Source organism: Mangrovicoccus algicola, assembly GCF_014903745.1.
Lineage (GTDB): Bacteria > Pseudomonadota > Alphaproteobacteria > Rhodobacterales > Rhodobacteraceae > Mangrovicoccus > Mangrovicoccus algicola.
On sequence record NZ_JACVXA010000003.1, the window covers coordinates 120,009 to 138,896 of the forward strand.

General features: G+C 67.5%; 19 protein-coding genes. 6 read left to right on the top strand and 13 right to left on the bottom strand.

Going from position 1 to position 18,888, the window contains the following annotated elements; genetic code table 11:
• Positions 1-177: 177 nt before the first annotated feature.
• Complete coding sequence (locus tag ICN82_RS01335) at positions 178-681, top strand: MarR family winged helix-turn-helix transcriptional regulator (protein WP_193179025.1); 504 nt, start codon at positions 178-180, stop codon at positions 679-681.
• Positions 682-699: 18 nt separating this feature from the next.
• Here ICN82_RS01335 and ICN82_RS01340 read toward each other — a convergent pair whose 3' ends face one another.
• The 11 genes from ICN82_RS01340 to ICN82_RS01390 form a co-directional block, all read right to left on the bottom strand.
• Entirely contained in the window at positions 700-1,740 is a 1,041-nt protein-coding gene (locus ICN82_RS01340; protein WP_193179026.1) for an HlyD family secretion protein, read from the bottom strand.
• Positions 1,741-1,750: 10 nt separating this feature from the next.
• On the bottom strand, positions 1,751-3,394 hold the full coding sequence (locus tag ICN82_RS01345) for an MFS transporter (RefSeq protein ID WP_193179027.1): 1,644 nt from the start codon (positions 3,392-3,394) through the stop codon (positions 1,751-1,753).
• Positions 3,395-3,829: a MarR family winged helix-turn-helix transcriptional regulator gene (locus ICN82_RS01350; RefSeq protein ID WP_193179028.1), complete on the bottom strand. Its 435-nt coding sequence runs from the start codon at positions 3,827-3,829 to the stop codon at positions 3,395-3,397.
• 179 nt (positions 3,830-4,008) lie between these two features.
• On the bottom strand, positions 4,009-4,269 hold the full coding sequence (gene minE / locus ICN82_RS01355) for a cell division topological specificity factor MinE (protein ID WP_193179029.1): 261 nt from the start codon (positions 4,267-4,269) through the stop codon (positions 4,009-4,011).
• Between the two features lie 3 nt (positions 4,270-4,272).
• Positions 4,273-5,106 (bottom strand): septum site-determining protein MinD, encoded by an 834-nt coding sequence (minD, locus tag ICN82_RS01360; protein ID WP_226898198.1) that lies wholly within the window; start codon positions 5,104-5,106, stop codon positions 4,273-4,275.
• Between the two features lie 2 nt (positions 5,107-5,108).
• Positions 5,109-5,918 (bottom strand): septum site-determining protein MinC, encoded by an 810-nt coding sequence (gene minC / locus ICN82_RS01365; protein WP_193179030.1) that lies wholly within the window; start codon positions 5,916-5,918, stop codon positions 5,109-5,111.
• Between the two features lie 287 nt (positions 5,919-6,205).
• Entirely contained in the window at positions 6,206-7,012 is an 807-nt protein-coding gene (gene iolB / locus ICN82_RS01370; protein WP_193179031.1) for a 5-deoxy-glucuronate isomerase, read from the bottom strand.
• Positions 7,009-7,197, bottom strand: coding sequence for a hypothetical protein (locus tag ICN82_RS01375; protein WP_193179032.1), 189 nt, complete (start codon positions 7,195-7,197; stop codon positions 7,009-7,011). The genes iolB and ICN82_RS01375 overlap by 4 nt, the downstream gene beginning before the upstream one ends.
• A gap of 138 nt (positions 7,198-7,335) precedes the next feature.
• Positions 7,336-9,177, bottom strand: a complete 1,842-nt coding sequence (gene iolD / locus ICN82_RS01380; RefSeq protein ID WP_193179060.1) for a 3D-(3,5/4)-trihydroxycyclohexane-1,2-dione acylhydrolase (decyclizing) — start codon at positions 9,175-9,177, stop codon at positions 7,336-7,338.
• Between the two features lie 47 nt (positions 9,178-9,224).
• The gene (locus ICN82_RS01385) at positions 9,225-11,138 is read right to left on the bottom strand and encodes a bifunctional 5-dehydro-2-deoxygluconokinase/5-dehydro-2-deoxyphosphogluconate aldolase (RefSeq protein ID WP_193179033.1); all 1,914 of its coding nucleotides are present in this window, start codon (positions 11,136-11,138) and stop codon (positions 9,225-9,227) included.
• A gap of 142 nt (positions 11,139-11,280) precedes the next feature.
• Positions 11,281-12,111: a MurR/RpiR family transcriptional regulator gene (locus tag ICN82_RS01390; RefSeq protein WP_193179034.1), complete on the bottom strand. Its 831-nt coding sequence runs from the start codon at positions 12,109-12,111 to the stop codon at positions 11,281-11,283.
• Positions 12,112-12,257: 146 nt separating this feature from the next.
• Between ICN82_RS01390 and ICN82_RS01395 the strand changes: the two genes are divergently transcribed.
• The gene (locus ICN82_RS01395) at positions 12,258-12,488 is read left to right on the top strand and encodes a type II toxin-antitoxin system CcdA family antitoxin (RefSeq protein WP_193179035.1); all 231 of its coding nucleotides are present in this window, start codon (positions 12,258-12,260) and stop codon (positions 12,486-12,488) included.
• Position 12,489: 1 nt separating this feature from the next.
• The gene (locus tag ICN82_RS01400; protein WP_193179036.1) at positions 12,490-12,789 is read left to right on the top strand and encodes a CcdB family protein; all 300 of its coding nucleotides are present in this window, start codon (positions 12,490-12,492) and stop codon (positions 12,787-12,789) included.
• Positions 12,790-12,826: 37 nt separating this feature from the next.
• On the opposite strand, the gene rhaI is transcribed toward ICN82_RS01400, so the two are convergent.
• Both rhaI and ICN82_RS01410 read right to left on the bottom strand, forming a co-directional pair.
• Positions 12,827-14,101 (bottom strand): L-rhamnose catabolism isomerase, encoded by a 1,275-nt coding sequence (gene rhaI, locus ICN82_RS01405; protein ID WP_193179037.1) that lies wholly within the window; start codon positions 14,099-14,101, stop codon positions 12,827-12,829.
• A 5-nt stretch (positions 14,102-14,106) separates the two neighbouring features.
• Complete coding sequence (locus ICN82_RS01410; protein ID WP_226898199.1) at positions 14,107-16,203, bottom strand: bifunctional rhamnulose-1-phosphate aldolase/short-chain dehydrogenase; 2,097 nt, start codon at positions 16,201-16,203, stop codon at positions 14,107-14,109.
• 191 nt (positions 16,204-16,394) lie between these two features.
• Here ICN82_RS01410 and ICN82_RS01415 point away from each other — a divergent pair, with 191 nt between their 5' ends.
• The 3 genes from ICN82_RS01415 to rhaS are packed head-to-tail and all read left to right on the top strand — an operon-like array spanning position 16,395 to position 18,859.
• Complete coding sequence (locus tag ICN82_RS01415; RefSeq protein ID WP_193179039.1) at positions 16,395-17,195, top strand: DeoR/GlpR family DNA-binding transcription regulator; 801 nt, start codon at positions 16,395-16,397, stop codon at positions 17,193-17,195.
• The gene (locus ICN82_RS01420) at positions 17,192-17,845 is read left to right on the top strand and encodes an SGNH/GDSL hydrolase family protein (protein WP_193179040.1); all 654 of its coding nucleotides are present in this window, start codon (positions 17,192-17,194) and stop codon (positions 17,843-17,845) included. The genes ICN82_RS01415 and ICN82_RS01420 overlap by 4 nt, the downstream gene beginning before the upstream one ends.
• Before the next feature lie 24 nt (positions 17,846-17,869).
• Entirely contained in the window at positions 17,870-18,859 is a 990-nt protein-coding gene (gene rhaS, locus ICN82_RS01425; protein WP_193179041.1) for a rhamnose ABC transporter substrate-binding protein, read from the top strand.
• The last annotated feature ends 29 nt before the right edge of the window (positions 18,860-18,888 follow it).

Sequence of the window (18,888 nt, forward strand, 5' to 3'; positions counted from 1 at the left end):
GAAAGTTTCAAGAACGGCGTGAAAAAAGTCATTTTTTCGCCGATAATCTGATTATCCGCGAAAAAACGGGGGGTTGCAGCACCGCCCCCCTTCCGGAAATCGCGCAGCCAGGCTAAGGAGTTTCACATGATACTTAGGCAATTGAACCATTCCCCGCTTTATGGCAGAGATCCCGCCATGCATGACAGCGAACTGAACCGCACCGATGCCAGCCTGATCGCGCTGAGGCGCATCCTCCGCGCGACGGAGCTGTATTCGCGCGATCTCGCCCATGCGGCAGGATTGACGCCGGCGCAGCTGCGGGTCCTGCAGATCGTCACCGGCCGGGGCGGGTCCGCGACGCCCAAGGCGCTGGCCACCCAGATGGGCGTGGCGCAGGCGACGGTCACTGCCCTGGTCGACCGGCTGGTGGCGCGCGGCATGGTCGGTCGCGAGCGGTCGGAAACCGATCGCCGCCAGACCAATATCGTCATCTCGGACCGCGGGAAGGCCGCGGTGGCCGAGGCGCCCGACGCGCTTCAGCAGCGCTATGTCCGCGCCTTCGAGCAGTTGCGCGACTGGGAACAGGCGCAGCTGCTGGCCTCGCTGGAACGGGTGGCCGACATGCTCGACGCCACCGACATGGATGCCTCGCCGGTCCTGACCACCGGCGAAATCCAGGGGATGTCGCGGCGCAACTGAGGCGCCGCGCCCCTCCGCTCAGCCCCCCTGGCGGGGCGCGTGCAGGACCACCGACATGCCCGGGGCGAGACTTTCCGCGCCCTCCTGCCCGGGATCGATCTCGATGCGCACCGGCAGGCGCTGCGCGATCTTGGTGAAGTTGCCGGTCGCCGCGGAGCTGCCCAGGACGCTGTATTCCGATGCCGTCGCCGGGGACAGCATCGACACCCGCCCGGTGAAGCTGCGATCGCGCAGCGCGTCGACCGTGAACCGCACGGCCTGGCCCTGCGCCATGTCGGCCAGTTCGCGTTCCTTGACATTCGCGATCACCCAGACCTGCGGCGCCACATGCGACATCAGCGCGGCCCCGGCCGTCACATACTGCCCCGGCTTGACGCCGATCTGGCCCAGCTGACCGTCGCGGGGCGCGTGGATCACGGTATGCTCCAGGTCGATCCGCGCCAGCTCGACCGCGGCCTCGGCCGAGGCGATCTGCGATTGCAGCGTGTCGGTCTGGACCCGGGCCGAGGCGACGTCCTCGCGCGCCACGTCGACATTGCTTTCCGCCTCGGTCAGCGCCGCCTGCGCCTGCTGCAGCGACAGCTGGCCGTCATCGGCATCCGATTGCGACAGGAAGCCCTTGGCCTTCAGCTTGTCCTGCCGCGCCCAGGCGGCCTGCGCGGTGTCCAGCGCCGCCTCCGCCGCCTGCCGCGCCGCCTTGCGCGATTCCAGCACCGCCTCCGCGGAATTGATGTCCTGGGCATTCGCCTTCAGCGCGGCCCGCGCCCCGGCCAGCGCGGCCTCGGCCTGGGCCAGCGCCTGCGCGGCGGTGCGGTCGTCGAGCCGCACAAGAACCTCGCCGGCCGTCACCACCTGGAAATCCGAGACCGGCACCTGCGTCACATATCCCGCGATCTGCGGCGAAATCGTCGTGACGGAGCCGCGCACATAGGCATTCTCGGTGCGGATCTCGGTCCCGGCAAAGGGCGGCAGCTGCCACGCGTATAGCACGGTGCCGACCCCCAGAAGGCCGATCAGCACGACAAGCAGCGTCGGCACGTGATGTTTCAGAAGCGTCATCGGATTTCCCTCATTCGGCGGCCGGGGCCGCAGGGGCCATCCGGTCGCGCAGCAGGTTGCGCAGGACATGCAGCACCAGGACGGCAAGTGCGCCGAGAGCCAGGGCCGCAGTCAGGGCGAATACATCGTTATAGGCGGCCACGGTGGCCTGCCGGGTGACGGTCTGGGCCAGGGCCGAGACAGCCTCGGCCTGGCGCTGGACCGGGTCGGCGATCTGCGCGGCATAGCCCGCCGCCAGCGCCGAGATCTGCTGGGCGACCAGCGGGTCGCCTGCCGCCATGTGACCCGCCATCATTTCGCCATGGGCGGTGATGCGCGCGGCGACGAAGGTCCGGAACAGGCCCGAGCCGATCGTGCCGCCCAGGATCTGCGTGGACAGGAACAGGATGACGAAGCTCAGCAGGTATTTCGGCCCCCGCTGCAGCGCCGTCACCAGCCCGCCCGCCATGGCCGGCGGCAGGAACAGCGCCGCGGCGAAGCCGATCATCGCCTGGCTGAGCATCATCTGCGCGGGCGCCACGTCCGGCGCGCTATGCGCATCCATCCAGGCGCCGAGCGCGATCATCGCCAGGGCGACCATGTGGATCTGCGGCACGCGCTGGGGCTTCAGCACCAGGCAGCAGACCGCACCACCCAGGATCGTCGCCGCGGAGATCACCCAGAACAGCGGCGCGACCTGCGCGGGCGCATAGCCCAGCGTCTGGAACAGCCCCGGCGCCCCGGCCGCCTGTTCCGACAGGATGATGCGGAACACCAGCAGCGCGGCGGTGAGATGCAGCATCTCGGGCGTCATCAGCCAGCGCACGTCCAGCAGCGGCTCGCCGCGCTGCAGCTCGATCACCAGCGCCAGGACCAGCCCCGCCAGCGAGGCGGCCAGAACCACCCCCATCCAGGGGGCCGCCGTCCACCAGTAGGTGTAGCCGGTGGTGAAACAGGCGACCAGCCCGCCGAAGGCCCCGGCGATCAGCGCGAAGCTGAGCAGGTCCATGCCGCGGATGACCTTCATCCGTTCCGTCGCCGCCAGCGGCAGGCGGAAGACCAGGAACAGGCAGATCATCGCCATGCCGAGCTTCAGCATCAGGATGTTGAACCAGCTGCCATCCTGAAGCAGCAGCGGGCTGATCGCCCGCGCCAGCGGCGTGCCCAGCGAGATGAAGGTCAGCGCCAGCGGCAGGCCGATCTGCAGCTTCTTCGCGGGCGGGAACGGCTCCAGCATGTAGAGGAAGGCCAGGGTCGACAGCGGCGCCGCCGAGATCCCCGAAAGCAGCTCGACCACCATCGCCGAATGCAGGTCCGCCGTCCACAGGCTCAGCAGCGCCACCGCGACATAGATCGCGATCGAGACTTCGGCAAAGCGGCGCAACCCGTACTGGGTCCGGATCTTGATGAGCATCAGCGGAAGCGAGGCGCGCGGCGCGATGAAGGCGACCATCAGCCAGCTGGTATCGCTGACCGTCGCGCCCAGCTCGCCGGCAAGCTGGCGGATATTCGCGGTCAGGAAGCCCTGCCCCAGGGATTGCGACAGCGCGATGAACACGGCCGCCAGCATGTAGCCCAGGGCGACCAGAGGCCGCTTGGGCACGAAGCCGGGGCGCTGCGGCGCGGCGCCCTGCTGCGCCTCCCGCGCGGCCGGGGATTGCGGCGTCCCGGCCATCTACGCCATCCCGTCCAGGTTCTTCTGGATGCGGCGGATCACCGACAGGGTCTGGGCCAGCTCATCCTCCGAGATGCCGCGATAGACCTCGCGGCGCAGATCCTCGGTGAAGCCCACGACATCCTCGGCCTGGGCCCGCGCCATGGGGGTCAGGTACAATTGCCGGATGCGCTTGTCCTGGGCGCAGGCGCGGCGCTCGATCAGGCCCTGTTCCTCCAGATGGTCCAGGGTGCGGTTCATCGAGGGCGTGCGGATATCCAGCCGCTCGGCCAGCTCCGCCTGGGTGAGACCCTCGCGCACCGCCACGCCCATCAGCGCCTGTGCCCGGGCATAGGTCATGCCGATCGCCACGGCCCGCGCGTTGAACCGCTTGCGGATGGCGCGCACCATCCCGAAGATCTCGGGGAGGAATTCCCTTTGAACCGGCGATGTCATGGCGGACCCTTCGTTACCCTGCTAATCGTTAGCTAGGTAACATTCAGGGCTGAAAGGTCAACCGCCCCGAGGTTGCGTCCGCAGCATGACGGGGTTGCGCGAGACGGCCGCGCGACGGAGGCGGGCAAGCCGGGGGCCTGCGCCCCCGGCTCCGGTCAGGCCTTCGCCGCCGGTCCCGGTCAGGCCTTCGCCGCCGGTCCCGGGATCTCTATATTGATCTCCAGGGCCGAGATGTCCCTTTCGCGGTCGATCTTGATCTCGACGTGATCCTGGTTCACCGCCAGATGGCGCTGGATCACCTCCAGGATTTCCTTCTGGAGCATCGGCAGGTAATCCGGGCTTTCCCCGTCGGCCCGCTCATGAGCCAGGAGGATCTGCAGCCGCTCCTTGGCGGTTTCCGCGGACTTGTTCCGTCTTGGTCTGAGCGTAAAATTGAACATGGCTTACCCCGTCTTGCCCAGGAGCCGCTGGAAGAACCCCGGCTTCTCCTCGCCGTCATGGCGCATTTCGCGATCCTCGCCGTCCAGCCGGGCGACCGCATCCTCATAGGCCTTCCCGGCGGCGGACTTGTCGTCCATCACCACCGGCATGCCGACATTCGACGCCTTCAGCACCGTCTGGCTCTCGGGAATGATACCGATCAGCGGGATGGCCAGGATCTCCAGCACATCCTCGACATTCAGCATCTCGCCGCGGGCGACGCGTTCCTTGTCATAGCGGGTCAGCAGTAGGTGCGTCTTGACCTCCTCGCCCTCCTCGGCATGGCGCGTCTTGGACTGCAGCAGCCCCAGCACCCGGTCGCTGTCGCGCACGGAGGAGACTTCCGGGTTGGTCACGACGATCGCCTCGTCGGCGAAATACATCGCCAGATGCGCGCCGCGCTCGATCCCGGCGGGGCTGTCGCAGACGATGAAGTCGAAATCTTCCTTCAGCTCGTTGAGGACCTTTTCGACACCTTCCAGCGACAGGGCGTCCTTGTCGCGGGTCTGGGAGGTCGGCAGCACGAAGAGGTTCTCCAGCCGCTTGTCCTTGATCAGCGCCTGCTTCAGCTTGGCATCGCCCTGGATCACGTTGATGAAGTCGAAGACCACGCGGCGTTCGCAGCCCATGATCATGTCGAGGTTGCGCAGCCCGACATCGAAATCGATCACGACGGTCTTGTACCCGCGAAGCGCCAGCCCCGCGCCGATGGCGGCCGAGGATGTGGTCTTACCCACACCGCCCTTGCCGGAGGTGACAACGATGATCTTGGCCACGGATGATCCCTTTTCGCTCATGCTTATCTCAGCGCGTCCACGCGCAGCTTGTCGTCTTCGAGGAAAACCTGCACGGGCTTCTTCAGGTGCTCCCGCGCATAGTCGTCATAGGTCAGGTAGAGCCCGGCCACCGCCACCAGGTCGGCATCCAGGCTCTGGCAGAAGATGCGTGCGGCAGTATCGCCATTGACCCCCGCCAGGGCGCGGCCGCGCAGCGTGCCGTAGACATGGATATTCCCGGCCGCCACCAGTTCCGCCCCGTTGGAGACCGAGGAGACCACCACCAGGTCGCCATGCTCGGCATAGATCTTCTGGCCCGAGCGCACCGGCTCGGTCACGATGACCGCCGCCGCCTTCTGCGGGGCGGCGGGTTCCGGCGGGGCGGCCGCGACGGCCTCGGCCTCGGCCTTCGCCTTGCGCTCGGCCACCATGCGCGCGGCCTCGCGGCGCTGCGTCTCCACCCGGTCCAGCGGCGCATCCCGCCCGCCCGGCAGCGACAGAAGCCCCATCGCCCGCGCCGCCTCGGTCTGTTCGGGCGTGCCGTTCTGCACCCCGAACACCGCCAGCTTGCGCGATTTCAGCCCCTCGATCAGCCGCGTCAGCGCCGGGGCGCCGAGCGTTGCGCTCACCTCGCCCAGATCCACGACGAAGGGCGCATGATCGAAGAAATGCGGCATCCGCATCAGCTCGGCATCGAGCGCGCGGTAGAAATCCTGATCCGCGTCGCCGGAAAGCCGGAGCGCCACGGCCGTGAAGAACCGGCCCCTGATCTGGAATGGCTTTACCGACGCGACCGTGTCTGCGGCGGCGGTGTCCGATGTGAGTGAGGTCACGCCCGATCCAATGCCTGTGCTTGTGCTGCCTGATGCGCCGGTCTGTTGCGGCGCTTTGGTGGAACGCTACCGCATTTGCAGCGCACGGTCCATGGGGATGACGCAAAATAGGCACGTTCCACGGCCCCCTGCCACGACATGAAGTGGGGGTTGGCGGATATGCGAAAACGAAGCCGCTGTTTCTGAACAAAAACGCGTCACCGGCCCGCCATCGGCGGATCGGCGCCGCTCCGCCTGCCCCGCATCCCGGGCTCGGCGCGCGTGCCGAGCCCCGCGGCGGCGGCGACTCAGGCATCGCGCTCCATGATCGGCACGACGGCGGGATGGGCAACGAAACGCCATTTCCTCAGCGGGCCCGCCATGACGTTCAGGTAGTACATCTCGAACCCGTAGGGCGCGCCGCAGGGATGGTGGCCGCGCGGGACCAGCACGACATCGCCATCGGCGACCGCCATGGTCTCGTCCAGCGTGCCATCCTCGGTATAGACCCGCTGGATGCCGAACCCGTCGCCCGGGTTGATGCGGTGGTAATAGGTCTCCTCCAGATAGGTGATCCGGGGAAAGTCGTCCTCGTCATGGCGGTGGCTGGGATAGCTCGACCAGTGGCCCGCCGGGGTGAAGACCTCGGTGACCAGCAGGCTGTCGCAGTAATCCTCGGCCTCCATCGCGATGTTGTTGATGTGGCGGGTATTGGTGCCCTTGCCGCGGGTGGTCAGGCTGATGCCGTCCGGGCCGATGCGCCGCGCCGGATGGCCGCCGCGGCCCGGGGCGGTGCAGACCGCGATCGTGCAGTCCGTCTCGGCCGTGGCCCGCCACTCCTGATCGTTCGGGACATAGAGGCAATGCGGCGGCGTCTTCTCGAAGACGTCCATCCGCTCGCCCAGCACGCCCCAGTCCTGCCCCGCGCCGGTGAAGGCGGCCTTGCCCTCGACCATCACCAGGATCACCTCCCGGTCGCCTGTCGCCTCGGCCACGGTCTCCCCCGGGCGCAGCCGGTAGAGGGAGAAGCCGACATAGCGCCAGCGGGCGCTTTCGGGCGTGATCTGGTGCACCTTGCCATGGGTGCCGAAGGGCTTGCAGAGAAGGTCGCTCATGGGTCGTCTCTCGGGTCGAAGGTCACGAAGAAGCCCCAGGCGCACCACAGGCCCAGCCCCCCGGTCAGCACCGCCCAGAACGGACCGCCCGCCACCGCCTCGAACAGGGCCCAGCCCAGGCAGAAGACGGTGATCAGGACGCGCCGCCAGAGCGGGCGGAAGAAGGGGTGGTTCAGATCGGGCATGCTGCTGTCCGGGCCGGTCGCGGACCTTTCGGAAATGGGAGGCGGCACCACCGGCGCCGCCCGGCGAGGGATGGCTCCCCGCGCCGCAACCGGCCCGGGGAGGGGTCGCGGGGAGGGGGCTCCCTCCCCGCGCCATGGTCAGGTCGCGAGGCGCTGGTTCAGGACGTGCTCGGCATAGCTGTCGCGGGCCCGCTCCAGCCGCTCCGGCCCCCCGGCCTGCGGCACGGCCACGTCCCACCAGGCTCCGCCGCCATTCTCGCCCGGCCCCGGCCCCGGATCGGTCTCGATCACGATGACCGTGGGAATGTCCCGGCCCTTCGCCTGGGCCAGCTTCGCCTCCAGGTCGGAGATGTCCGCCGCCTTGACCGCATGCGCTCCCATCGAGGCGGCATGGGCGACATAGTCGATCCGGGGCTGCGCCTCGATGTTGCAATCCTCGTAGAGGTTGTTGAACGGCGCCCCGCCGCAGCCCTGCTGCAGGCGGTTGATGCAGCCATAGCCGCGATTGTCGGTCAGAACGACGGTGAAGGGGATGCGCCGCATCACCGCCGTGGCCAGTTCCGCATTGGCCATCATGTAGGAGCCGTCGCCGACGAAGCAGACCACGTCGCGTTCCGGCATGGCCAGCTTGACCCCCATCGCGCCGGCCACCTCGTAGCCCATGCAGGAATAGCCGTATTCCATGTGATAGCCGCCCCGGGCAGCCTGCCACAGCAGCTTCAGCGCGCCCGGCATCGTCCCCGCCGCGCACATGGCGACAGTGGCCTCCGTGCTGGTGCGCTGCACCGCGCCGATCACCTCGGCATCGATCGGCAGCTCTCCCGCGGGCCGCTTGCGGTCGCGGCAATGGTCGTCGACCTTGGCCAGCCAGGCGGCGCGCGCCGCCGGGTCGAACCCCGTCGCCTTGTGGTCCCCCAACGCCCCGGACAGCAGGCCCAGCGTCACCTTCGCATCGCCCACGAGGCTGACCGCGCCATGCTTGGCCGCGTCATAGCCCTGGATGTTCAGGCTGACGAGCCGCAGGTCGGGATGGCGGAACAGCGCGCGCGAGCCGGTGGTGAAATCCTGCAGCCGCGTGCCGATCCCGATCACCAGATCCGCATCGCGCAGCGCGGCATTGGCGCTTTCGGCCCCGTCCACCCCGGCCGCCCCCAGGTTCATCGGATGGCTCTGCGCCAGCGCGGATTTCCCCGCCTGGGTCTCGGCGACCGGGATGCCGTGGCGGGTGGCGAACGCGTCCAGTTCCGCCTCGGCCTGTGCATGGATCACGCCGCCCCCGGCGATGATCACCGGCGACTGCGCCGCGCGGATCAGCCCGGCCATCTCCTCCAGTTCCCGCGCATCCGGCGCCGGACGGCGGATGTGCCAGACCCGCGGCTCGAAGAACCCGGCCGGATAGTCGTAGGCCTCCGCCTGCACGTCCTGGCAGAAGGACAGCGTCGCCGGGCCGCAATTGGCCGGATCGGTCATCACCCGCAGCGCCCGCGGCAGCGCCGTCAGGATGTGCTCGGGCCGGGTGATGCGGTCGAAATAGCGGCTGACCGGGCGCAGGCAGTCATTGGCCGACACCGTGCCGTCGTCGAAATCCTCGACCTGCTGCAGCACCGGATCGGGGCGGCGATTGGCGAAGACATCGCCCGCGATGATCAGCAGGGGCAGGCGGTTGACATGGGCCAAGGCGGCCGCCGTCACCAGGTTGGTCGACCCCGGCCCGATCGAGGTGGTCACCGCCATGGCGCGCGTGCGCTTCTTGGCTTTTGCATAGGCGATGGCGGCATGGGCCATGGTCTGTTCGTTCTGCCCGCGCCAGGTCGGGAAGTCCTTCCCGGCCCCGTGCAGCGCCTCGCCCAGCCCCGCCACGTTGCCATGGCCGAAGATCGCCCAGACCCCGTCGACGAAGCGCTCGCCCTCCGCGGTCATCTGCACCGACAGCCAGCGCACCATCGCCTGGGCTGCGGTCATCCGGATCGTCTGGCCCATCTGCGGTCCTCCCTCGCGCGTCACGGGCGCGGTCATGTCTTTCGGGCTCATTCTGCAGCCTCCCTCGTCGCGTTGGCACGGGCGCCGTCCCAGAGCTGACAGAGCCGGGCATAGCGCTCGGCCATCTGGGCGATGGCCGCTTCATCGGTCATGTCGCCCCTCATCCAGGCCCGGGCGGCATCGCCGAAGATCGTGCGGCCGACGGCGAAGCCCTTGACCAGACCGAAGGCGGCGGCCAGCGCAAAGCTGGCGGCCAGCTCCGCCTCCGGGGCATCCAGGCCGAGGACGACGATGCCGCGGGTATTCGGGTCATTCTCCTCGATGGCCTCGACCGCATTGGCCCAGGCAAGCGAGGTCTGCAGCGGCTCCAGCTTCCACCAGTCGGGGTAGACGCCGATATCATAGAACTGCCGGATCAGCCTGGCCGTGGTCATGTCGTCCGTCGGCGCGACCTTGGACGGGATGATCTCCAGCAGGAATTCCAGATTGTTGCGGCGCGCGGCGGTGTAAAGCCGCTTGACCCGCTCCTCCTGCAGCGTGCGCGTCGCCGCGTCGTCCTCGGGATGGCAGAAGACCAGAAGCTTGACCACGTTCTCCCGCGCCCATTCGCGGAACTGGCCCAGATCCGCGCCCAGCTCGGGCTCGAAGGCGACCGGGCGCGACCCCGGCAATTCGGCCGGGCGGCCGATCCAGAGACCGGTGCCGGAGGCCGCATGCAGCGCCTTGCGGCCGATGCGGTTGTCGCAGAGGATCCCGTAGCCCGGCGCACCGCCCTGCACCTCGAGCGCGGCCTTCAGGCAGAGATCCTTGAACGCACCGCCCTTCTGCGGCGTGTAGCCCTCCATCTCCTCCAGCTGCATCCGGTGGTCGAAGGCGAAGGTGCGCAGGGTCGACCAGTCGCCCTTGCGGTTGGTCGCCCAGTGGACCTGCTCCAGCTCGGCATCGTTGCGCAGGTCGGGGCGGAGGATCCCGCGATGGAGGAAGAACTCCAGCTCCTTCAGCGACGGATAGGCCGGGGTGCAGCCATGGCGGCTGACCGCGAAGGCGCCGCAGGCATTGGCGTATTTCAGCGCGACCGGCCAGCTCTCGTCCTCCATCCAGCCCTTGAGCAGCCCCGAGAAGAACCCGTCTCCCGCGCCCAGCACGTTGAACACCTCGATGGGGAAGCCCGGACCGGCCTCGCCCTCGTCCAGCGTCGCCGGGATCGCGCCGGTGATCGCCACCGCGCCCTGCGCGCCGCGCTTGCAGACCAGCACCGCGTCCGTGACCGCGCGCACCGCGCGGAGCGCCCCGAGCGTATCCGTGGTGCCCCCGGCGATGTGGAACTCTTCCTCGGTGCCGACGATCAGGTCGAAGAAATGCAGCGTCGACTGCAGCTTGGCGGTGACGGCGGCACTCTCGACAAAGCGGCTTTCGCCGTCGCCATGCCCGGCCACGCCCCAGAGATTGGGACGGTAATCGATGTCGAGCGCAGTCCTCAGCCCATGCTTGCGCGCCAGATCCAGCGCCTTCAGCGTCGCCGCCTCGACCTGCGGATGGCTCAGATGGGTGCCGGTGGCGACGACCGCGCGGGCCGAGGCAATGAAATCCTCGTCGATATCCTCGACACTCAGCCCCATATCGGCGCAGTTCTCGCGGTAGAAGATCAGCGGGAACCGGTCCTCGTCGCGGATGCCCAGAAGCACCAGCGCGGTCAGCCGCTCGGGGTCGGTGGCGACGCCGTCGGTGCAGACGCCCTCGCGCTGCAGCTGCTCGCGGATGAAGCGCCCCATATGCTCGTCGCCGACCCGCGTGATGACCGCCGAGCGCAGGCCCAGCCGCGCGGTGCCGCAGGCGATATTGGTGGGCGAGCCGCCGATATACTTGTCGAAGGACCCCATGTCTTCCAGCCGGCCGCCGACCTGCGTGCCGTAAAGATCGACCGAGCTGCGGCCGATGGTGATGACATCCAGCGTCTTCATGTCATGCCCCTGTCCTCGGGGGATGGCGCGCCCCTGCAAGGCCGCAAGCCGCGCCGAACCTCCCCGGGCCGCCGCATGCGGCCCCTCCCTGATTTGGAATAAACATTCCATTCCGGAGAAAAGCAACTCTGAAATTCCGGCATCACGCGGAATTCCGCCGCGCCCCCACCGCAACGGCCAATGCGATCGCCAGCGAAATCGTCGCCGACAGGGCCCGGAAGGCGCCGAAATCCGCCTCGGTGACAAGCAGCGGCAGAATGCCGGGGCGGGCAAAGGGACCATCCGCACGATCCGTCACCGCCACCACGGGCAACCCCGCCGCGGCTGCCTGTTCCGCCAGGGCGACGGTCTCGGGCGTGTAGGGGGCAAAGGTGATGACCAGCAGCGCATCGCCGGGGCGCATCGCATGGCGGTGATCCAGCCGCCCGGTCTGATCATGCAGCATCGCGGGGATCTGCATCTTCTCGAAGGCATAGGCCAGGTAGGCGGCGGCCGGATAGGCCCGCCTCATCCCGGCCAGGTGGATGACCCCCGCCCCGGCCAGCACCCGCACAGCTGCCTCCAGCGCGGCGGGCTCGATGGAAACAGCCAAGGACTCCAATGAATTGCGTCCGGATTCCACGAATTCCGCCAGCAAGGCCGAGGGGCTGTCCCGGCCCTCCTCGCGCAACAGCGCCAGCCGCGTGGCGTAATCCGGCAGACCGGGGCTGTAGGCGTCGCGGAACATGCGCTGCATCTCGGAGAATCCCGAGAAACCCAGCAGCTGGCAAAACCGCATCATTGCCGAGGGCGCGACCCCGGCCCCCTCGGCCAGCTGCGCAACGGTCGACACCGCGATGCGCTCGGCATTGGCGTCCAGATAACCGGCACAGTCCCGCATCCGTCGAGGCAGCGCGGGCGCGATCTCCTGCAGCCGCGCGCGGAACGCCTCTATGCTTTTCGGCGCCGCGCCCGCCTGCAGTCCCTCCGCCATCCCTGCCCCCCTCCATCCGGTCCCGGTCCGGCACAATTCTGGAACATAAATTCCAAACTTGCAACATGCCGCAAGCCCGGCCGCCCATGTCGACAGAACCGCATTTCTACGGTATATTATGCGGTATATTCCAGCGGAGAAACGCCATGACCCGGACCCTGCGGAAATCCACCAGCATGACGCTCGACCGCGGCGTGCTCGAGGAGGCGAGGGCGCTCGGGATCAACCTGTCCCAGGCGGCCGAGGCCGGGCTGCGCGCCGCGATCCGGACGGAACGCGCCCGCCACTGGCAGGCGCAGAATGCCGGGGCGGTCGCCGATTTCAACGCCATGATCGAGGATGGCGGCGTGCCGCTCTCGGAGTTCCGGAAGTTCTGACATGGCGGCACAGCACGATCTCTACCGGCTGCCCGGCGGAGAGCTGGTCGTCATCCTGCAAAGCGACCTGCTGGAGGGATTGAGGACCCGCGTGGTGGCGCCGCTCGTGCCCGCGGAGCGCGTCGGACGGGCGATGCGCGGCCTGAACCCGGCCGTCTCCCTGCCCCGGGGCCGCTTCCTGCTGATGCCGCAGCTCGCCGCGACGCTGACGCTGGGCGAGCTGGGCGAACGCGCGGGCAGCCTCGCCGCCATGAGGGACGAGATCACCCGCGCGGTCGATGCGCTGCTATCGGGCTTCTGAACCGTCCCGCCCCGGGCCTGACCCGGGGCCGCCCAGGTCAGACGATGCCGCCGCCGGTCACTGCCGATTTCGGCCGGACCTCCGCGACTTCGGCGCGATAGCCCGACTGGCGGAAGGTCGCGACCGGGTCGATCGCCCCGCCCGCCTCCAGCCGCGCCATGGCCAGGATCGGCTCCACATCGGTGCGGAACCCGGCCTTCAGCGTGGCCGTCGCCATCAGCGCGTCATTCTCTTCCTGGAACCCTTCCAGCGCCGCGCGATCGACCAGCAGCGCCTGCGCATAGGCGCGCTGGATCTCCATGGCCGAGGCCATCAGGCTCTCGATCGGATCGGTGACATTGTGGCTCTGGTCGATCATGTGCTCGAGGCTCAGGCCCGGCTTGTCCTCGGCATCCACCAGCTCGTTGAAGACCAGGAACAGGCGATAGGGCTCGATGCTGCCCGCATCCAGATCGTCATCGCCGTATTTCGAGTCGTTGAAATGGAAGCCGCCGAGCTTGCCGAACTGGATCAGCCGCGCGACAATCATCTCGATATTCACGTTGGGCGCGTGATGGCCCAGATCGACGAGGCAATAGGCCTTCTCGCCCAGCTCCTTCGAGATCAGGTAGCTGGTGCCCCAGTCCTGCACGACGGTGGAATAGAAGGCCGGTTCATAGATCTTGTGCTCGGAATAGATCCGCCAGTCATCCGGCAGCCTGGCATAGACCTCCTTCATCGAGGCGAGGTAGCGCTCGAACTGGCGGGTCATGTTCGACTGGCCGGGGAAGTTCGAGCCGTCGCCGATCCAGACGGTCAGCGATTTCGAGCCGATCTCGCGGCCGATCTCGATGGTCTCGATATTGTGCTCCACCGCCTGCGCGCGGGTGGCCGGATCGGTATGCGACAGCGAGCCGTATTTGTAGCTGTGCGTCTGCCCTTCCTGGTCCTGGAAGGTGTTGGAGTTCATGGAGGCAAAGCCCAGCCCGTGCTCCTCGGCCTTGGCCCTCAGATCGGCGGCGGGCGCCTTGTCCCACGGGATGTGCAGCGACACGTCGGGCGTGGCGGCCGTCAGCCTGTGGATCACGCCGCAATCGTCGAGCTTGTCGAAGATGTGGCGCGGCTCCCCCGCCCCCGGGAAGCGGGCGAAGCGCGTGCCCCCCGTGCCCGTGCCCCAGGAGGGCACGGCGACGCCGAATTTCGCGACCTTGGCCTTCACCGCCTCGATATCGATGCCGCGGCGGGCGAGATGCGCGCCGAGCGCCTCGTAATCCGCGCGCAGCCCGTCGGCGGCCTTCGCGTTGGCCGCCTCGATGATGCTCTTGTCGATCATGGCCATTACCTCGGGAAGCTCTGCTGGTTGCCGGCATCCACGTTGAGGATGTTGCCGGTCGATTTCGCCGATTTCTCGGAGGCGAAGAAATAGGCGGCCTCGGCGATATCCTCGGGCAGCACGTTGCGCTTCAGCATCGAGCGGTTGCGGTACATCTCCTCGAGGCCTTCCTTGTCGGTCTTGTAGGTCGAGGCGCGCTGTTCCAGCCATTCGCCTTCCCAGATCTTCGAGCCGCGCAGGACCGCATCGGGGTTGACCACGTTGACGCGGATGCCTGCCTCCGCACCTTCCAGCGCCAGGCAGCGCGCCAGGTGGATTTCCGACGCCTTCGCCGTGCAATAGGCCGAGGCGTTGGGGCTGGCGGCAAGGCCGTTCTTGGAGGCCACGAAGACGATCGAGCCGCCCATGCCCTGGACGCGCATCAGCTTGAACGCCGCGCGAGAGACCAGGAAGTAGCCCGTCGACAGGATCGACATGTTCTTGTTCCACAGCTCCAGCGAGGTTTCCTCCACCGGCGCCGAAGACGCGATGCCGGCATTCGACACGAGGATGTCGATCCCGCCATATTCGACCACCGCATCGGCATAGGCCGCATCCACGGCCGCCTCGTCGGTGACGTTCATTTCCACGGTGCGGACCACGTCGCGGGAATACTTGCCCGCCAGCGCCTCGAGCGTGGTTTCCAGGGCATCGGCATTGATGTCGGCCAGCACCACGCAGGCGCCTTCGGACAGGTAGCGTTGCGCAGTCGCCGCACCGATCCCGCCCGCGCCGCCGGTGACCAGCGCCACCTTGCCTGCCAGCGATTTCGGCTTGGGCATGCGCTGCAGCTTGGCCTCCTCGAGCAGCCAGTACTCGATGTCGAAGGCTTCCTGCTCGGGCAGGCCGCAATATTCCGACACGGTGGAGGCGCCGCGCATCACGTTGATCGCGTTGACATAGAATTCGCCCGAGATCCGCGCGGTGGCCTTGTCCTTGGCGAAGGTGATCATGCCGACGCCGGGCACCAGATAGACGACCGCGTTCGGGTCGCGCAGCGCCGGGCTGTCCTCATGCTTGCAGCGGTCGTAATAGGCGGCATAGCCGTCGCGATAGGCCTCGACCTGCGCGGGCAGACCGGCCAGCACCTCGTCGAGATTGCCTTTCGCCGGGTCGAAATCGACCACCAGCGGGCAGATCTTGGTGCGCAGGAAATGGTCCGGGCAGGAGGTGCCAAGCGCCGCCAGCGGACGCAGATCGGCCGAGTTGACGAATTCCAGAACGGTTTCGCTGTCATTGAAGTTGCCGACCATCGGCTGCAGGCCCGAGACCATGCCGCGGATCGCGGGCATCAGCGCGGCGGCGACCTTGCGGCGCTCGTCCTTGCCGAGGCTCTCGCAGACCGCGCCGCCGAAGATCGTCTTGCCGGCCGTCTCTTCCTCGAAGAAGGCGATGGCCTTGTTGATGATCTCCAGCGTCAGCTCGTAGCACTCCTTGGCGTCATCCGCCCAGGTGAACAGCCCGTGCGATTCCAGCACGACGCCCTTGGCCTCGGGGTTCTCCAGGCAGAATTTCTCCAGCCACAGGCCCAGCTCGTAGCCCGGCTTCTTCCACGGAAGCCAGCCGATCTCGTCGCCGAAAATGCGCTGCGTCAGCTCCTTGGAGTTCTTCGAGGCGGCAATCGCGATGATCGCGTCGGGATGCATGTGATCGACGTGCTTCTTCGGCACATAGGCATGCAGCGGCGTGTCGATCGAGGCGGCGCGCGGGTTCAGGTTGAAGGTGCAATGCGGCAGGAAGCCGACCATCTCGTCTTCGAATTCCACGCCGCGATACTTGCCCTTCAGCGCGCGCAGCTTGTCCATGTAGAGCGTGGCGAAACCGTCCATCTTGATGGAGCCCACATCGCCGCCCGAGCCCTTGACCCAGAGAACCTCGGCCTCCTCGCCGGTCAGCGGATCGGGCTGCATCACCTTCGCCGAGGTGTTGCCGCCGCCGTAATTGGTGATGCGCTTGTCCGACCCCAGCAGGTTGGAGCGGTAAAGCAGCTTCTCGGGTTCCGACATGGCCTCGGCACGGCCGTCATCCCAGAGCGACGCAAGCCGCGGATTCGCGATGAGCATTGGAGATCCTCCCTCTTCTCCGGACTTCCGGAGCGTGAACGTCTGGCCGAAAACTGCCGCATCGAAGGGCACGGTGTCAATCATTTTCGATCATATCCGGTCATTTTGCATCTGCAGCATGATCGTTATGACAGTTTATGATTGACAGTGAGCGATTCACGCCGCAAGCTTAGCGAACAGGGAGGATCAGGATGCACGAGAAGGAACGCCACAGGATCATACTGTCCGCGGTTCAGGATCGCCCGGTCGTGACCGTGGCGGAAATCTGTTCCATGACGGGGGCTTCCGAGGCGACTATCCGGCGGGACATCGCCGCCCTGCACATGCAGAAGAAGCTGCGGCGCGTCCGCGGCGGCGCCGAGGCGCTGAATCCCAACCAGTTTCCGGGGCTGGCGGGCCGCCCTTTCTCGGTGAATGAATCGATCAGGATCGAGCAGAAGCGCGCAATCGCCCGCGCCGCGGTCGATCTGTGCGACGATGGCGACCCGATCATCATCAATGGCGGCACGACGACCTTCCAGATGGTGCATCCTCTGGCCTCGCGGCGGCTGCAGGTCTTCACCAACAGCTTCCCCATCGCGGAACACCTGCTGAAGAATTCCAAGAACACGATCATGCTGTCGGGCGGCGCCATCTACCGCGAGCAGAACATCATCCTGTCGCCCTTCGAGAATGACGTGACGCGCAATTTCTACGCCCGGCGCATGTTCATGGGCGCCCAGGGGATCGGGCCGCTGGGGCTGATGGAGGCCGACCCCCTGCTGATCCAGGCCGAACAGAAGCTGATCGGCCAGGCGGACGAGCTGGTCGTGCTGGTCGACAGCGCCAAGTTCGACAACCGCTCCTCGCTGGTTCTGTGCCCGCTGGAGCGGATCGACACGCTGATCACCGACGAGGGCATTTCCGACCGCGCCGCGGCCATGCTTGAGGCGGCGGATATCACGCTGATCGTGGCCACTGCCAGCGGCACCCGCGCGGAGGCCGCCTCATGAGCGACCGCGTGATCCTGTGCTACGGCGATTCCAACACCCATGGCGCCTCGGCCATCGCCGCCGATGGCAGCTGGACCCGCCATGACGCGGCGACGCGCTGGCCCATGCGGCTGGCCGCGGCGCTGGGGCCGGGATACCGGGTGATCGAGGAAGGCCTGCCGGGGCGCACCACCTGCCTCGATGATCCGTTCGAGGGGGAATTCCTCAACGGGCTGCGCGTGCTGCCCGCGGTGCTGCGCAGCCACAAGCCGGTGGATCTGGTCGTGCTGATGCTGGGCACGAACGACCTGAAGGCGCGGTTCTCGATGACCGCCGCCGATATCGCCAAGGGCATCGCGCGGCTGATCACCGAAATCCGCCGCCATGCCTGCGGACCCGGGGGCGGCGACCCGGATATCCTGGTCGTCGCGCCGCCGCCGATCACCGAAACCGGCGTCCCCGCGCCGCACATGCTGGGCGGCGCGGAGAAGTCGCGCGCCCTTGCCGCCGAGATGGCCGCCGTGGCCGCCGCGGCAGGCACGATGTTTTACGATGCAGGCCTTGTCGCGCAGGTGGATCCGCTGGACGGCATCCATCTCGACGCAGAGGCGCATGCCGGACTGGCAGAGGGGCTGGCCCGCGCCATCCGGGACTGGGGCGCAACGCGCTGAGACAACACCAAAGGGAGGAAACACATGAAACATTTTGCCAAACTTCTGGCCGGGGCCGCGGCCCTCGGGCTGATGGCCGGGACCGCCTCGGCCGATGACATGCGCATCGCGCTGGTCGTCAAGGCGCTCGGCATCGGCTTCTTCGAGGCGGCCGCCAAGGGCGCCGAGGAGGCGGCGGGCGAGCTGGGCGATGTCGAGATCATCTATACCGGCCCGACCGACACCACCGCCGAGGGCCAGATCGAGGTGATCAACTCGCTGATCGCGCAGCGCGTCGATGCCATCGCCATCAGCGCCAACGATACCGACGCGCTGGTGCCGACGCTGAAGAAGGCGATGCAGCGCGGGATCACCGTCATCAGCTGGGATTCGGGCGTCGCGCCGGAAGGCCGCCAGATGCACCTGAACCCGTCCTCGAACCCGCTGATCGGCAACATGATCATCAAGCTGGCGGCAGACAACCTGCCCGAGGGCGGCGATGTCGCGGTCCTGTCGGCGACCACCACCTCGACGAACCAGAATATCTGGATCGACGAGATGAAGAAGGTGATGGGCGACTATCCGGGCATCAACCTGGTGGCGACCGTCTATGGCGACGACCTGGCCGACAAGTCCTATCGCGAGGCCCAGGGCCTGATGCAGTCCTATCCCGATCTCGACGCGATCATCGCGCCGACCTCGGTGGGCATCGTCGCCGCGGCACAGGCGGTCGCGGATGCCGGCAAGGTGGGCGAGGTCAACGTGACCGGCCTGGGCCTGCCCTCCGAGATGGCCGGGGCCATCGAGTCGGGCGCGTCGAAATCCTTCGCCATCTGGAACCCGATCGACCTGGGCTATGCCGCGACGATGATCGCCTACAACCTGGCCAAGGGCGAGGCCGAGGCCGAGCCCGGCGCCGCGATCGGCATGGGCCGGCTGGGCGAGGTGACGCTGGACGACACCAATTCCGGCGCCATGGCCGACCCCTTCGTCTATGACAGTTCCAACATCGACGAGTTCAAGAGCATCTTCTGATCCTCCCCGCGACACGGGATGCGCGGCAC

Coding starts and splice junctions, on each gene's coding strand:
- ICN82_RS01415 (WP_193179039.1), top strand. CDS start 16,395: ATGCACGAGAAGGAACGCCACAGGATCATACTGTCCGCGGTTCAGGAT.
- ICN82_RS01345 (WP_193179027.1), bottom strand. CDS start 3,394: ATGGCCGGGACGCCGCAATCCCCGGCCGCGCGGGAGGCGCAGCAGGGC.
- rhaS (WP_193179041.1), top strand. CDS start 17,870: ATGAAACATTTTGCCAAACTTCTGGCCGGGGCCGCGGCCCTCGGGCTG.
- iolD (WP_193179060.1), bottom strand. CDS start 9,177: ATGGGCCAGACGATCCGGATGACCGCAGCCCAGGCGATGGTGCGCTGG.
- ICN82_RS01385 (WP_193179033.1), bottom strand. CDS start 11,138: ATGAAGACGCTGGATGTCATCACCATCGGCCGCAGCTCGGTCGATCTT.
- ICN82_RS01335 (WP_193179025.1), top strand. CDS start 178: ATGCATGACAGCGAACTGAACCGCACCGATGCCAGCCTGATCGCGCTG.
- ICN82_RS01350 (WP_193179028.1), bottom strand. CDS start 3,829: ATGACATCGCCGGTTCAAAGGGAATTCCTCCCCGAGATCTTCGGGATG.
- ICN82_RS01375 (WP_193179032.1), bottom strand. CDS start 7,197: ATGCCCGATCTGAACCACCCCTTCTTCCGCCCGCTCTGGCGGCGCGTC.
- minE (WP_193179029.1), bottom strand. CDS start 4,269: ATGTTCAATTTTACGCTCAGACCAAGACGGAACAAGTCCGCGGAAACC.
- ICN82_RS01340 (WP_193179026.1), bottom strand. CDS start 1,740: ATGACGCTTCTGAAACATCACGTGCCGACGCTGCTTGTCGTGCTGATC.
- ICN82_RS01390 (WP_193179034.1), bottom strand. CDS start 12,111: ATGGCGGAGGGACTGCAGGCGGGCGCGGCGCCGAAAAGCATAGAGGCG.
- ICN82_RS01400 (WP_193179036.1), top strand. CDS start 12,490: ATGGCGGCACAGCACGATCTCTACCGGCTGCCCGGCGGAGAGCTGGTC.
- ICN82_RS01420 (WP_193179040.1), top strand. CDS start 17,192: ATGAGCGACCGCGTGATCCTGTGCTACGGCGATTCCAACACCCATGGC.
- iolB (WP_193179031.1), bottom strand. CDS start 7,012: ATGAGCGACCTTCTCTGCAAGCCCTTCGGCACCCATGGCAAGGTGCAC.
- ICN82_RS01410 (WP_226898199.1), bottom strand. CDS start 16,203: ATGCTCATCGCGAATCCGCGGCTTGCGTCGCTCTGGGATGACGGCCGT.
- rhaI (WP_193179037.1), bottom strand. CDS start 14,101: ATGATCGACAAGAGCATCATCGAGGCGGCCAACGCGAAGGCCGCCGAC.
- ICN82_RS01395 (WP_193179035.1), top strand. CDS start 12,258: ATGACCCGGACCCTGCGGAAATCCACCAGCATGACGCTCGACCGCGGC.
- minD (WP_226898198.1), bottom strand. CDS start 5,106: ATGAGCGAAAAGGGATCATCCGTGGCCAAGATCATCGTTGTCACCTCC.